Origin of the sequence: Ruegeria atlantica, from assembly GCF_947495585.1 — a bacterium.
GTDB lineage: Bacteria > Pseudomonadota > Alphaproteobacteria > Rhodobacterales > Rhodobacteraceae > Ruegeria > Ruegeria atlantica_G.
Genome location: NZ_CANLZK010000008.1, coordinates 12,422 through 25,426 on the forward strand (window position 1 = coordinate 12,422; position 13,005 = coordinate 25,426).

At 58.6% G+C, this 13,005-nt stretch carries 13 protein-coding genes; 9 read left to right on the plus strand and 4 right to left on the minus strand.

Translation table 11 applies throughout. The annotated features are described in order from the left end of the window. Positions 1-68 precede the first annotated feature (68 nt). Positions 69-806: a metallophosphoesterase family protein gene (locus tag QMP16_RS14180; protein WP_282152910.1), complete on the plus strand. Its 738-nt coding sequence runs from the start codon at positions 69-71 to the stop codon at positions 804-806. Here the strand turns inward: QMP16_RS14180 and QMP16_RS14185 are convergent. The 3 genes from QMP16_RS14185 to QMP16_RS14195 all read right to left on the minus strand — a co-directional run bounded on the left by QMP16_RS14185 (position 793) and on the right by QMP16_RS14195 (position 4,483). Further along, positions 793-2,310 (minus strand): malonate--CoA ligase, encoded by a 1,518-nt coding sequence (locus QMP16_RS14185; protein ID WP_282152911.1) that lies wholly within the window; start codon positions 2,308-2,310, stop codon positions 793-795. The genes QMP16_RS14180 and QMP16_RS14185 overlap by 14 nt on opposite strands. An 83-nt stretch (positions 2,311-2,393) precedes the next feature. Continuing rightward, positions 2,394-3,098, minus strand: a complete 705-nt coding sequence (locus QMP16_RS14190) for a GntR family transcriptional regulator (protein ID WP_282152912.1) — start codon at positions 3,096-3,098, stop codon at positions 2,394-2,396. 29 nt (positions 3,099-3,127) lie between these two features. Beyond that, positions 3,128-4,483 carry a formimidoylglutamate deiminase gene (locus tag QMP16_RS14195; RefSeq protein ID WP_282152913.1) on the minus strand — a complete coding sequence of 452 codons (1,356 nt, stop codon included), beginning with the start codon at positions 4,481-4,483 and terminating at the stop codon, positions 3,128-3,130. 81 nt (positions 4,484-4,564) lie between these two features. Here QMP16_RS14195 and hutI point away from each other — a divergent pair, with 81 nt between their 5' ends. From hutI to QMP16_RS14235, 8 genes are all read left to right on the plus strand, one after another. Beyond that, positions 4,565-5,770 (plus strand): imidazolonepropionase, encoded by a 1,206-nt coding sequence (hutI, locus tag QMP16_RS14200; RefSeq protein ID WP_282152914.1) that lies wholly within the window; start codon positions 4,565-4,567, stop codon positions 5,768-5,770. Further along, positions 5,770-7,305 carry a histidine ammonia-lyase gene (gene hutH / locus QMP16_RS14205; RefSeq protein ID WP_282152915.1) on the plus strand — a complete coding sequence of 512 codons (1,536 nt, stop codon included), beginning with the start codon at positions 5,770-5,772 and terminating at the stop codon, positions 7,303-7,305. The genes hutI and hutH overlap by 1 nt, the downstream gene beginning before the upstream one ends. Then, positions 7,305-8,123, plus strand: a complete 819-nt coding sequence (hutG, locus tag QMP16_RS14210; protein ID WP_282152916.1) for an N-formylglutamate deformylase — start codon at positions 7,305-7,307, stop codon at positions 8,121-8,123. Before hutH ends, hutG begins: the two co-directional genes overlap by 1 nt. Further along, positions 8,120-9,802 (plus strand): urocanate hydratase, encoded by a 1,683-nt coding sequence (hutU, locus tag QMP16_RS14215; protein WP_282152917.1) that lies wholly within the window; start codon positions 8,120-8,122, stop codon positions 9,800-9,802. Before hutG ends, hutU begins: the two co-directional genes overlap by 4 nt. A gap of 68 nt (positions 9,803-9,870) precedes the next feature. Beyond that, the gene (gene serB / locus QMP16_RS14220) at positions 9,871-10,749 is read left to right on the plus strand and encodes a phosphoserine phosphatase SerB (RefSeq protein ID WP_282152918.1); all 879 of its coding nucleotides are present in this window, start codon (positions 9,871-9,873) and stop codon (positions 10,747-10,749) included. A gap of 40 nt (positions 10,750-10,789) precedes the next feature. Beyond that, the gene (locus QMP16_RS14225) at positions 10,790-11,119 is read left to right on the plus strand and encodes an ArsR/SmtB family transcription factor (RefSeq protein ID WP_282152919.1); all 330 of its coding nucleotides are present in this window, start codon (positions 10,790-10,792) and stop codon (positions 11,117-11,119) included. Then, a complete protein-coding gene (locus tag QMP16_RS14230) occupies positions 11,107-11,535 on the plus strand; it encodes an SRPBCC family protein (protein ID WP_282152920.1) in 429 nt (142 codons plus the stop codon). Before QMP16_RS14225 ends, QMP16_RS14230 begins: the two co-directional genes overlap by 13 nt. Before the next feature lie 23 nt (positions 11,536-11,558). Then, on the plus strand, positions 11,559-11,879 hold the full coding sequence (locus QMP16_RS14235; RefSeq protein ID WP_282120369.1) for a YciI family protein: 321 nt from the start codon (positions 11,559-11,561) through the stop codon (positions 11,877-11,879). Positions 11,880-11,881: 2 nt separating this feature from the next. Here the strand turns inward: QMP16_RS14235 and QMP16_RS14240 are convergent, their stop codons facing one another. Then, positions 11,882-12,880, minus strand: coding sequence for an asparaginase (locus tag QMP16_RS14240; RefSeq protein WP_282152921.1), 999 nt, complete (start codon positions 12,878-12,880; stop codon positions 11,882-11,884). Between the last annotated feature and the right edge of the window lie 125 nt (positions 12,881-13,005).

Consider the following 13,005-nt stretch of genomic DNA (forward strand, 5'->3'; position numbering starts at 1 on the left):
GGGCATTGTCTTTTTTCTGCAACCGAGTTGTTGCACAAAGTGACTGACATATTCCAAGAGGTAACGTTTTGAGCATCCCAATTTACGCAGTCGGCGATATCCATGGGCAAATGGGAATGCTGCAAAACGCGCTATCCCGGATCGAGGCGGATGGCGGGCCGGATGCGCGTGTAGTCTTTCTTGGGGACTATGTGGATCGTGGCCCGAACAGCCGCGAGGTTCTGGATCTGCTGATCGAAGGGCGCAAGGCGGGGCGGAACTGGGTCATGGTCAAAGGCAACCACGACCGGATGATGGTCCGTTTCGTGCAGGATTGCGAGATCGCAGATAAGCAGTTGCCGATCACTCTGAACTGGCTGAATCCCCGGCTTGGGGGCCGAGAGACGCTGGCATCCTACGGTGTCGAGGTCACGGACAATGACCGGATCTTTCAGGTTCACGAACGGGCTTGCGCCGCTGTGCCGCCGGAACATTTGGACTTTATCAATGCTCTGCCGGCCTATCATCAAGAGGGTGAGCTTTTGTTCGTTCACGCTGGCATCCGACCCGGTATCCCCTTGGCGCAGCAATCCGAGGATGATCTGGTTTGGATACGACAAGAGTTCTTAATCGAATCCAGCCCGTACCCTTGGCTGATCGTGCATGGGCACACACCCGTGGATACGGCGGAGCATTGCGGCAATCGTGTCAATCTGGACGCAGGGGCAGGTTATGGTCGACCACTGGCCACAGCCGTGTTCGAAGGGCGTCAGTGCTGGTTGCTGACGGACGCCGGCCGGGTCCGATTAGAGCCTAATCCGAGTTAAACATATCTCTGTAAAGCTCACGCAAGGCGTTCTTTTGCACTTTCCCCATGGTGTTTCGGGGCAGCTCATTCAGCACGATCAGTTGGCTGGGGTGTTTGAACCGCGCCAGTTGGTTCTGAACGCTGGCCATAATGGCATCAAGGTCCGGCGCTCGGCCCGGTTCTGCAACCAGAATACCCAGAACGGTTTCGCCGAAATCAGCGTGTGGCACGCCAATTACGGCGCTTTCCAGCACACCGGGCTGGTCGTCCAGAACCAGTTCAACCTCTTTGGGGTAGATGTTGAACCCGCCCGAAATGATCAGGTCCTTGCCGCGACCCACGATGTGTACGTAACCATCCACGTCCACGCGCCCGAAATCACCGGTGATAAAGAACCCGTCTTCGCGCAATTCCGCAGCGGTTTTTTCGGGCATTTGCCAATAACCTTCGAAGACGTTTGGTCCATGCACTTCGATCATGCCAATCTCGCCTTGCGGTAATGCCTCGCCGGTTTCAGGGTTGGTTACCTTTAGTTCGACACCCGGCAGCGGGAACCCGACAGTTCCTGCGCGACGTTCACCGTCATAAGGGTTCGAGGTGTTCATATTGGTTTCTGTCATCCCATAGCGTTCCAGGATGCGGTGTCCGGTCCGGTCCTCGAACCGTTCATGTGTCTCGGCCAGCAGGGGGGCCGAGCCCGAGATGAACAACCGCATGTGCTGCGCCAGATCACCGGTGAACCGATCATCCGCCAGCAATCGAGTGTAGAAGGTCGGCACGCCCATCATCGAGGTCGCATTGGGCATCAGGCGCAGGACATCCTCCAGATCAAACTTCGGCAGAAAGATCATCGAACCGCCCGAGGCCAGAATAACGTTCGTCGCTACAAACAACCCGTGGGTATGAAAGATCGGCAAGGCGTGCAGCAGCACATCATCTTGCGTAAACCGCCATTCGTCCACCAGCGTCTCGGCATTGGACAGCAGGTTGGCGTGCGTCAGCATCGCACCTTTGGAGCGCCCGGTCGTGCCAGAGGTGTAGAGGAATGCGGCAAGATCACCTTCGGTCCGCTTGACTGGTTCGAAGGCAGGAAGCATGCCCAATGCCCGCCGCATCAGACTGCCCGACCCATCGGCGTTGAGCGTCTCTAACCTTGCGTTTTGCGCCTCGGCGATGGGCGTCAGTTCCGCTTGCTTGGCGTCATCGCAAACCACCAGCGCAGCCCCACTGTTTTCGATGAAATAGCTAAGCTCGCCGGATGTGTAGGCCGTGTTCAACGGCAAAAAGATCAATCCGGTTTGCGCGCAAGCCGCGTAGAGCGCCAGCGCTTCTGGTGACTTTTCCACCTGAACAGCAACTCGGTCTCCGGGCTCAAGCTCGTACCCGTTCAACGCGTTTGCTATGCGCGACGCCATGTCCAGAAAAGCTGCATGGGTAATGGTTTGGCCGTCAGGCAGGTGAAGAAACGGCGTATCCTTGCCCGCATGGATACCAAACAACCGATCATAGAGCGGGTTACCCATCCCATACTTCCTTCTCGCAGGACCAGATTGCCCCGAATCTGGCGCGGATTAGAAGCACGGTAAAGCGGAAATCGTAGTCAGGTTTAGAACTGAGTGGTCATCCGGTACCCGGCGGCGAAGTACATCTTTGCAAAGGTGACAGGCTGGCCCTCAAGCCATGTGATCCGCTCGCCCGTGAACACCGGCTCGCCGATGGGCAGATCCAGGAATGCGGCCACCGAGTCATCGGCGCGACTGGCCAGGAAACTCAGCTCGACATTGGTGAAGGGAACGGTCTGTATAAGCCATTCATTCGGGCCTATTGAGGCGAAGTCCGCATTTACCACTTGCGGAACCGAGTCTATGACGATCCATCGGTCTTCGTATTGAAACGGAGTATTGCCGTTAAAATGCATGCAACGCACGTGCATCACGTGTTGGTCCGGTTTCAGCGCAAGTCTAGCGCACAGCCAGTCTGGCGCATGGCCGGCAACTGACGAGACCAGCGCATAACGATAGATTCCGCCCAACGCCTCAACCTCGTCCCGCACCTTGGGGATCGTGAAACGGGCCTGCCTTTGCGGCGCGCTTAGAACCCGTGTACCGGCTTTGCGGCGGCGCTCCAGAAACCCTTCGTCCGCCAGCTCTCGCATTGCGCGGTTCACGGTCGTTCTGGTGCACGAGAATTCGACGGCAAGATCCTGTTCGTTGGGCAGCAGCGAATCCGGCTGCCACTCACCCGACCGAATGCGCGCCAGCACGGTTTCCTTGATGTCCCTGTAGCTGGTGGTTTCGTTCGATTGGGTCATGGTGCCTCTGGTTACCTGAATAGGTGCGTTTAGACGTCTGCCAAAAGATCGGCAATCGCCGACCGATACGCGGGAATGATCCGATCCCGTTCGATGTGTCGACCTTGCTGCACCATGTGGCGCCCCGCTGACCAAAGATCCGTCACCAGCCCATCCGGCGCTGCAAAGCACAGCCCGTCCAGCACCTGTTCGTCGGTCAGCGCGCAGATCGTGGGATGAGATCGGTCGATCGCAACAAGGTCAGCCAGCTTGCCGACGGCGATTTCCCCGGCATTTCGTCCCAGTGACTGCGCGCCCCCTTGTGCGGCACCTGTATACAACGCCTGGCCGACTGAGCCTTCATCTTTGACCAAAACCGTCCGCGCATGGTCCCGCAGGCGTTGGGAATATTCCAAAGTCCGCAGCTCCTCAGGCAGAGAAATCCTGATGTTAGAGTCTGATCCCACGCCAAATCGACCACTTTCTTCGACGTAAACAGCACCATTGAAGATACCGTCGCCCAAATTCGCCTCGGTTATCGGGCACAACCCGGCAACGGCACCCGAACGCGCAACGGCGCGTGTTTCGGCATCTGTCATATGAGTTGCGTGGATAAGGCACCACCGGTCATCGACGTCAACATGGTCCAGCAGCCACTCAACCGGCCGCTGTCCAAGCGCGGCCTCGACATCGGCCACCTCCTTGAGTTGTTCGGCAATGTGGATGTGGACGGGACCGTAAGGAGCGGCATTCAGAACCTTGCGCAAATCGTCAGGCGATGTTGCCCGCAGAGAATGCGGGGCGATACCGATCACAGAATCCGCATGCGGTGGGGCCAAACGGCATTCCTCGACCAGGTTCAGAAACTGATCCACAGAATTGCCAAAGCGTAGCTGACCGCCAGCCAAGGATTGTTGTTCGACACCACCGTAGGTGTATAGGACCGGCAGGTGCGTCAGCCCGATTCCAGTTTGGGTGGCTGCGGCAAATATGCGCTGGCTCAGTTCCGACACATGGTCGTAGCGCCCGCCGCCCGGCTGGTGATGGACATAGTGAAACTCACCGACCGAGGCATATCCGGCTTCTTGCATCTCCAGATAGACCAAAGCTGCAATGGCCTCTACGTGATCCGGCGTCAATCTGTCCAGGAACCGGTACATCAGAGTGCGCCAGGTCCAAAAGCTCTCGCGCCCAGCGGCGCGCACTTCTGTCATACCGGCCATAGCGCGCTGAAAGGCGTGGCTGTGCAGGTTTCCCAAGGCTGGCAGCAAGACATCAACCTGTGTGTCTCCGGATCGCGCGGTCGCTTGTGATTCCAAGCTTTGGATCTGACCGTGCGCGATCTCTACGCGCAAGTTACTGACCCAATCAGAGCCTAATAAAGCCGTTTTCGCATGGATGGTCATCGTATTTCCATTTTGTGTAGACTTTAAACTTTTATACGTATACGAAAAATCTAACGACAAAGGGAGCCCAAAAGAATCGATATGGCCAAAAAATCTGTCCTTTTGAGCACGCGGGTGGCGACCATGGACAATGGCGCCGAACCTTATGGGATGGTTCAGGACGCAGCACTTGCTGTTGATGGTGAGAAAATTGCCTGGATCGGGCCTCGGAATGCACTGCCTGCTGACTATTCTGATTGGCCGACCGTGGATTATGGCGACCGGCTGATAACGCCGGCGCCAATCGACGCCCACACCCATGTCGTCTTTGGTGGCAACCGGGCGGTCGAATTCGAAATGCGTCTGAATGGTGCCTCATATGAAGAAATTGCGCGCGCAGGTGGTGGAATTCTGTCGACTGTCACAGCGACCCGTTCGGCCAGCGAAGAGGCCCTGTTAGAGGATGCCCTGCCGCGAATGGACGCCCTGCTGACTGAGGGCGTGTCGTGCATCGAGGTCAAGTCGGGCTATGGACTGGACACCGACACAGAGCTCAAGATGCTGCGCGTCGCACGCCGGATCGGCGAGGTGCGCCCGGTGCGAGTGAAAACAAGTTTTCTAGGAGCACATGCGGTGCCGCCTGAGTTTCAGGGGCGCGCTGATACCTACATTCGCGATGTTTGCATCCCGACTCTGCGTTTGGCGCATGAAGAGGGGCTGGTGGATGCCGTTGATGGCTTTTGTGAGGGGATCGCCTTTGATCCGTCTCAGATCGCTAAGGTCTTCGATGTGGCGAAAGAACTGAACCTTCCGGTCAAGTTGCATGCAGAGCAGCTTTCGAACCTCGGAGGGGCAGCCCTGGCGGCTTCGTACGGGGCGTTGTCGGCAGATCATATCGAATATCTGGACCAGGCTGGCGTGGCCGCCATGGCACAGGCCGGAACCGTGGGTGTGCTGCTGCCGGGGGCGTTCTATACGCTGCACGAAACACAGGTGCCGCCGGTTGAACTGCTGCGCGAGTATGGGGTGCCGATTGCGCTGGCGACGGATTGCAACCCCGGTTCGTCCCCTCTGACGTCGCTCCTGCTGACCATGAATATGGCTTGCACCCTGTTCCGCCTGACGCCGGAAGAGGCATTGGCTGGCGTGACCCGCAATGCGGCGCAAGCCTTGGGCCTGACCGACACTGGCACAATAACTGAAGGCAAACGCGCGGACCTGACGGTATGGGACATCACGCACCCAGCCGAGCTGTCCTATCGGATCGGCTTCAACCCGCTGCACGCCCGCATTTTCGGAGGTTTGTAATGAAGACCCTGTCGCTTGTGCCCGGTCAGGTTACGCTGTCAGATCTGTCCGAAGTGTATTGGTCGCAGCCCGCGGTATCGCTGGATGACGGGTGCAAACCCAAGGTGGAGGCTGCAGCCAAACGCATTCTCGAAGCTGCGGCCGGGGAAGACCCGGTTTATGGCGTTAACACCGGGTTCGGAAAGCTGGCCAGCCACAAGATCGCGGCCAAGGATACTTCGACCCTTCAGCGCAACCTGATCCTTAGCCATTGCTGCGGCGTTGGTTCTGCCGTGCCTCGGCGTGTCACCCGGTTGATGATGACGCTAAAGCTGTTGTCTTTCGGACGCGGAGCATCGGGCGTGCGTTGGGAGCTGATCGACCTGTTGCAGCAGATGCTGGCCAAGGGCGTGACCCCGGTTATTCCCGCGCAGGGGTCGGTCGGGGCCTCGGGCGATCTTGCGCCCCTGGCGCATATGACAGCCGTAGTCATCGGCGAAGGTGAAGCCGAGGTTGACGGAACCATCCTGCCGGGAGGGAAAGCGCTAAAATCAGTTGGATTAGAGCCTGTTCAACTCGGTCCAAAGGAAGGGCTTGCCTTCATCAACGGCACGCAATTCTCGACTGCCTTTGCGCTGGCCGGTTTGTTCGAAGCCTGGCGTGCAGCGCAAAGCGCGCTGGTCATCTCGGCCCTGTCGACGGATGCGATCATGGGGTCGACCGCGCCCTTGCAGCCCGAAATCCATACCCTGCGTGGGCACCGCGGCCAGACCGAAGCCGCCAGCGCCATGCGTGCCACACTGGCCGGGTCCGAGATCCGCGAAAGCCACCGGGACGGCGACACGCGCGTTCAGGACCCATATTGCATCCGATGCCAGCCGCAGGTCACCGGTGCGGCCATGGACGTCATGCGCCAAGCAGCCACCACGCTTGAGATCGAGGCGAACGCGGCCACCGATAACCCGCTGGTTCTGACTGAGGCGGGTGCCATCGTTTCAGGCGGAAATTTTCATGCCGAACCTGTCGGCTTTGCTGCAGACATGATTGCGCTGGCAGTGTCCGAGGTCGGCGCGATTGCGCAGCGGCGCATTGCCTTGATGGTCGACCCGACGCTCAGCTTTGATCTGCCGCCGTTCCTGACGCCTGATCCCGGGTTGAACTCGGGCCTGATGATTGCCGAAGTCACGACCGCCGCCTTGATGAGCGAGAACAAACACCTTGCCAATCCTTGCGTGACCGACAGCACACCGACCTCGGCCAACCAGGAGGATCACGTGTCGATGGCTGCACATGGCGCGCGGCGTCTGACACGGATGGTCGAGAACCTGAATTACATTCTGGGAGTTGAGTTGCTTTGTGCTGCTCAGGGCGTGGAGTTCCGCGCACCGCTGGCAACCAGCGAACCGTTGCAACGGGTAATGGATAGGGTACGGGCAGAGATCCCAACACTGAACGAAGACCGCTATTTGGCACCCGATCTGGAAACATCCAAGTGCTTGGTGGCTGAGGGTGACATCCTTGGGGCAGTGGGTGCCCAGATGCCGGGGCTGTTCTGATGCAGGTGTTCAGCGTGCAGCGCGGGGACGGTCCCATTGTGCTGGGCCAGCCTCATGGCGGAACTTATGTGCCAGACGAAATAACGGCCCGCCTGAATGACAACGGGCGCGGTTTGGCGGATACGGACTGGCACATAAATAGGCTCTATAAAGGGATATTGGATGATGCCACGGTCGTGCGGTCGCGTGTTCATCGCTACGTCATCGACGCCAATCGTGATCCGTTCGGCGCCTCGCTATATCCGGGCCAGAATACCACTACACTTGTGCCTCTGACCGATTTCGACGGGCAGCAGATCTGGAATGACGGGCAATCACCATCCGAGGATGAAGTCGAAGATCGACGGCGCAAATACCACGCACCTTATCACGCTGCCCTTCTGGATGAATTGAGCCGCGTTCGGGACCGGCACGGTGTGGCGATCTTGTTTGACTGCCACTCGATCCGGTCGCTGATCCCGTTTCTGTTCGAAGGCGAATTGCCGGTGCTCAACACTGGAACCAATGATGGGCTGACGTGCGACACGGCCATTGAGCAAGCCGTGCACGACGTGGCGAGCAAGGCCGAAGGTTTCACTTCGGTCCTGAATGGCCGGTTTCGCGGGGGATGGACCACCCGCCACTATGGTCGCCCTTCTGATGGCATACACGCCATCCAGATGGAGATCGCGCAACGGGCTTACATGGATGAGACACCCCGGTGGACATGGCGCGAGGACCGCGCTGCGAAACTGCGCCCCCATTTAAAAACCATGCTGACACGCCTCAACGATCTTGCCCTCTCGGGCGCATTGACCAGACAAGGAGCCCAGAAATGAGCGATCCGCGCAAAAACACCCGCGACATCTATCCACCGACCGGCCCCGAGTTGAACGCCAAAAGCTGGGTAACCGAGGCCCCGCTGCGGATGCTGATGAACAACCTGCACCCGGATGTTGCCGAGAACCCGCATGAGTTGGTGGTCTATGGTGGTATCGGTCGCGCGGCCCGCACGTGGGAGGATTTCGACACTATTGTTGCCGGTCTGAAGGATTTGGAGGAAGATGAGACGCTGATCGTCCAGTCCGGCAAGCCGGTCGCGATCATCCGCACGCACAAGGATGCGCCGCGGGTGCTGATCGCCAATTCCAACCTCGTTCCACATTGGGCGACCTGGGATCACTTCAACGAGCTCGATAAGAAGGGCCTGATGATGTACGGCCAGATGACCGCTGGCTCGTGGATTTACATCGGCACGCAGGGTATCGTTCAGGGCACTTATGAGACCTTTGCCGAAGCGGGGCGTCAGCATTACGACGGTGACCTGACAGGCAAGTGGATTCTGACCGGAGGTCTGGGTGGAATGGGCGGCGCGCAACCGTTGGCGGCTGTGTTTGCAGGGGCCAGTTGTTTGGCAGTTGAGTGCAACCCGGACAGCATCGATTTCCGTCTGCGGACAAAATACCTCGACGAGAAAGCCGAAACGCTGGACGAAGCGTTGGAGATGATCGACCGCTGGACCAAGGCGGGCGAGGCGAAGTCCGTTGGTCTGCTGGGCAACGCCGCTGATGTTTTCCCCGAGATCTACGCCCGGATGCAGGCGGGCGGGATGCGTCCCGATATCGTCACCGACCAGACCAGCGCGCATGATCCGATTAACGGTTATCTGCCATTGGGCTGGACTATGGGAGAGTGGCGCGAGAAGCGTGAAACAGACCCTAAATCGGTGGAAAAAGCCGCTCGCGCTTCGATGAAGCAGCATGTCGCGGCGATGGTGGATTTCTGGAACGCGGACGTTCCGACGCTGGATTACGGCAATAACATCCGGCAGGTCGCGCAGGATGAGGGGCTTGAGAATGCCTTTGCCTTCCCCGGCTTTGTACCCGCTTATATCCGCCCGCTGTTCTGCAAAGGTATCGGCCCGTTCCGCTGGTGTGCTCTGTCGGGCGACCCCGAGGACATCTACAAAACCGATGCCAAGATGAAGGAACTGTTCCCTGAGAACGAGCACCTGCATCGCTGGATCGACATGGCGCAAGAGCGGATCGCGTTTCAGGGCCTGCCTGCGCGTATCTGCTGGATTGGATTGGGTGACCGGCACCGCGCTGGGCTGGCGTTCAATGAAATGGTCGCCAATGGCGAGCTGAAAGCGCCGGTGGTGATTGGACGTGACCATCTTGACTCGGGGTCGGTGGCCAGCCCCAACCGCGAAACCGAGGCTATGCTGGATGGCTCGGATGCGGTCAGCGACTGGCCGTTGCTGAATGCGCTGATCAATACGGCGAGCGGGGCGACATGGGTGTCTTTGCATCACGGTGGTGGCGTCGGGATGGGCTTTAGCCAACACGCGGGCGTGGTGATCTGTGCCGATGGCACCGAAGATGCCGCGCGTCGGTTGGAGCGCGTTCTGTGGAACGACCCGGCCTCGGGTGTTTGGCGCCATGCGGATGCTGGGTATGACGTCGCGAAGGATTGCGCGCGGGCCCACGGGCTGCGTCTGCCTGGTATTTTGGGCTAGTTCGAAACAGACTCTGGCGAAAATGCTGCACCTGCGATATGCGCAGGTGAGCTTGCCGGAGATCGAATATGTACGTTGCCACCCTGTTGACCAACCCCGATGTGTCTAATCTGGATTTGTCGCTGGTCGAGTCATTGCGGAACGCATGGGGCGGCGATGAAATCGTGTGGCTCAGCCCGGATGAAGCTGCAGAGTTCCATCTAAACGAAATGCCGGGCAATCGGTGGGATGTCTGGGCGGATCTTCAGCAAATGGGCGTCGATCTGGTTGTCCAACCGGCCGAAGGCCGCCGTAAGAAGATGCTGTTGGCCGATATGGACAGCACCATGATCCGACAGGAATGTATTGACGAACTTGCGGATGAGGCCGGCGTCGGCGAACGCGTCAAGGACATTACCGCACGTGCGATGAATGGCGAGCTGGACTTTGAAGGCGCACTGACCGAACGGGTTGGTCTGTTGAAAGGTCTGGATGAGGCGGTGATCGGAAAAGTACTGGACGAACGCATCACTCTGATGCCGGGCGGTAAGGAACTGGTCGCGACGATGCGCCAGAAAGGAAGCTATGCCGCCTTGGTCTCGGGCGGGTTTACGGCTTTTACCACGAAAGTGGCCGAAGTGCTGGGCTTTGACGAGAACCGTGCCAACACCCTGCTGGCCCAAAACGGAAAACTGACCGGGGATGTACTGCGGCCCATTTTGGGGCGTCAAGCCAAGGTGGATGCCTTGGAACAGATCACCGCGCGACTGGGCTTGCGTGAAGAAGATGTTATTGCCGTAGGCGACGGGGCCAACGATCTGGGGATGCTGCACCGGGCAGGAACAGGGGTGGCCCTGCATGCAAAGCCCACGGTTGCCGAGCATTGCGAGGTTCGGGTCAACCATGGCGATCTGACGGCACTGCTGTATTTACAGGGCTATAGCCGCTCGGAATTCGTGTCCGGTTAAAGGTCTTCCTTTTATTTAACGCACGTGTTAAATAAAGGCTATGAACACTCTGATTAACGCTTTTTCTGCTTTGTCCGATTCCACTCGGTTCTCGATTGTTGAGCAACTGATGCAGGACGGAGAGCTGCCTGCCGGTGACCTGATCCAAGGGCGCGGCATGTCGGGCGCAGCGATTTCGCGCCACCTAAAAGTGCTGCGCGAGGCCGGGTTGGTGCAACAGCGCGTCCAAGGCACCCAGCGGATGTATTCTGTCCAGCCTGACGGGCTGCGGGCGATTGCGGAATGGACGATCTCGAAACGTCAGTTCTGGGAAAACAGCCTCGATCGTCTGGGCGACCTGATTGAAAGGGAAAACTCATGGCCGACCTGAAACTGGAACGTGAGTTCCCGACCACCCCGGAAAACCTGTTTGCCTGGATCAGCGATGGCGCAAAGCTGTTGCAGTGGTGGGGGCCGGAAGGGGTGCATGTACCCGAACATGACCTGAACTTTTCACGCACGGGGCCCTGGTATTCTGTGATGAAGAACGCGGAAGGCCAGACATTTAAAGTCTCGGGCCACGTAACCCATGTTGATCCGCCCAATTCGGTTGGGTTCACCTGGGCCTGGCATGACGATCAGGATCAGCGCGGGCCGGAAAGTCACGTGACGTTTTTGGTCGTTGCGACCGAAAACGGGGCGAGGTTAGTGCTGGATCACCGCGAACTGGCAGATGTCGAGGCCGCAGCAAACCACAACATGGGCTGGACATCGTCGCTGGCCAAGCTTGAGGCGCAGTTTGGATAAGTTTTCATTAGGGAGGAAATAAAATGCCACAATATTTGTTTGTCTATCACGGCGGAACCACACCAACCGACCCCGCCGAAGTCGAAGCAACCATGGCCGCGTGGGGCGCATGGTTTCAAGGCATGGGTGAGGCGCTGGACATACCCGGCAATCCGGTTGGTCAATCCTATACGGTCAGCAACGGAAGCGTCGTCGACAATGGCGGCGCAAACCCAGCATCCGGCTTTACGGTTGTAAAGGCCGATAGCATTGATGCTGCGACCGAAATGGCCAAGGGCTGTCCCATGGTGGTCAACGGTTCAGGCTCGGTCGAGGTGGCCGAGGTGCATGAAATAGAAATGTAACCTTAGCCGGGGAACCCCGGCGCAGGCCTGATTACGCCGCATTCCAGCCCGCGACGGCTGTATTGCGTGGCATTCATGAATTTGCGGGTGGCCGGGTGATCGGCCTCCAGCACACCAAGGCTGACCAGAATCGCGGCGATTGCGCATTCGCTGGCGCGGGTGGTGCCATCAGTGATTTTCAGCGCAACACCCATTCGTTTTTCCGGGATGATGGCAATGAACACCGCCTCAGCCCCTGTTTTGATTGCAGCGCGGCCATCCATAGCGCGCATCAGTTCTGTACAGGCGCGGCTTTCGCCCGCCACCAGTTCGGGGTGCTTGATCATGGCCGCCGTAAGCTGTTGCGCTGCGTCGCTGGCACGGTCCGACCGGTCAGCGGCCGAGGCAAACCACGCCATCGAACGCGCCAGTCCCACCAGTGATGTCGCAAAGTTCGGGGCCGAACATCCATCGATTCCATAGGCAGGACTGGTTTCTCCAGTGGTATCTTCCAGCGCGGACAGGCAGGCTTGCTGTACGGGGTGGTCGATCTCAAGGTATTCCGGTCCCGCGCCCATGTGCTGTGCGACCGTCAGAAACCCGCAATGTTTGCCCGAGCAATTGTTGTGGATCTGGCAGGGCGTGTCATCGGCAAGTATCAGCCCGTCGCGCGCGGCCATGTCCTGCGGTTCTTGCGGACCGCAGCGCAGATCGTGTTCGGTCAAGCCCAAGTGATCCAGCCAGGCAGCAACCCTGTCGGTATGGATATGTGCGCCGCTATGCGAGGCACAGGCGAGGGCCAGATGCTCGGAGTTCAGGCCATATTTGGCGGCTGCACCCGATGTGATCAGCGGCAGCCCCTGGATCATTTTTGCAGAAGACCGAGGGTAAATCACCGCGTCCGGATCGCCCCAGCTGCGTACGATTTGGCCGCTGTCGTCACAGATCACTGCGTGGCCAAGATGCAGGCTTTCCAACAAGGGGCCTCGCCATAGTTCTGTCATTGGTACCGGCTGCGTCATCTGGCCCCTCCATTATATGCGCAAAAATCTGCCAATCGCCCTTTCGCCTGTGGCGAAACCTGCGTTAGTGTGTGTATGTCGACAATCATCGGAATACGCAACTTACAGACGAACCGACAGAGTTC

Coding starts and splice junctions, on each gene's coding strand:
- QMP16_RS14185 (WP_282152911.1), bottom strand. CDS start 2,310: ATGGGTAACCCGCTCTATGATCGGTTGTTTGGTATCCATGCGGGCAAG.
- QMP16_RS14190 (WP_282152912.1), bottom strand. CDS start 3,098: ATGACCCAATCGAACGAAACCACCAGCTACAGGGACATCAAGGAAACC.
- QMP16_RS14195 (WP_282152913.1), bottom strand. CDS start 4,483: ATGACCATCCATGCGAAAACGGCTTTATTAGGCTCTGATTGGGTCAGT.
- hutI (WP_282152914.1), top strand. CDS start 4,565: ATGGCCAAAAAATCTGTCCTTTTGAGCACGCGGGTGGCGACCATGGAC.
- hutH (WP_282152915.1), top strand. CDS start 5,770: ATGAAGACCCTGTCGCTTGTGCCCGGTCAGGTTACGCTGTCAGATCTG.
- hutG (WP_282152916.1), top strand. CDS start 7,305: ATGCAGGTGTTCAGCGTGCAGCGCGGGGACGGTCCCATTGTGCTGGGC.
- hutU (WP_282152917.1), top strand. CDS start 8,120: ATGAGCGATCCGCGCAAAAACACCCGCGACATCTATCCACCGACCGGC.
- serB (WP_282152918.1), top strand. CDS start 9,871: ATGTACGTTGCCACCCTGTTGACCAACCCCGATGTGTCTAATCTGGAT.
- QMP16_RS14225 (WP_282152919.1), top strand. CDS start 10,790: ATGAACACTCTGATTAACGCTTTTTCTGCTTTGTCCGATTCCACTCGG.
- QMP16_RS14230 (WP_282152920.1), top strand. CDS start 11,107: ATGGCCGACCTGAAACTGGAACGTGAGTTCCCGACCACCCCGGAAAAC.
- QMP16_RS14235 (WP_282120369.1), top strand. CDS start 11,559: ATGCCACAATATTTGTTTGTCTATCACGGCGGAACCACACCAACCGAC.
- QMP16_RS14240 (WP_282152921.1), bottom strand. CDS start 12,880: ATGACGCAGCCGGTACCAATGACAGAACTATGGCGAGGCCCCTTGTTG.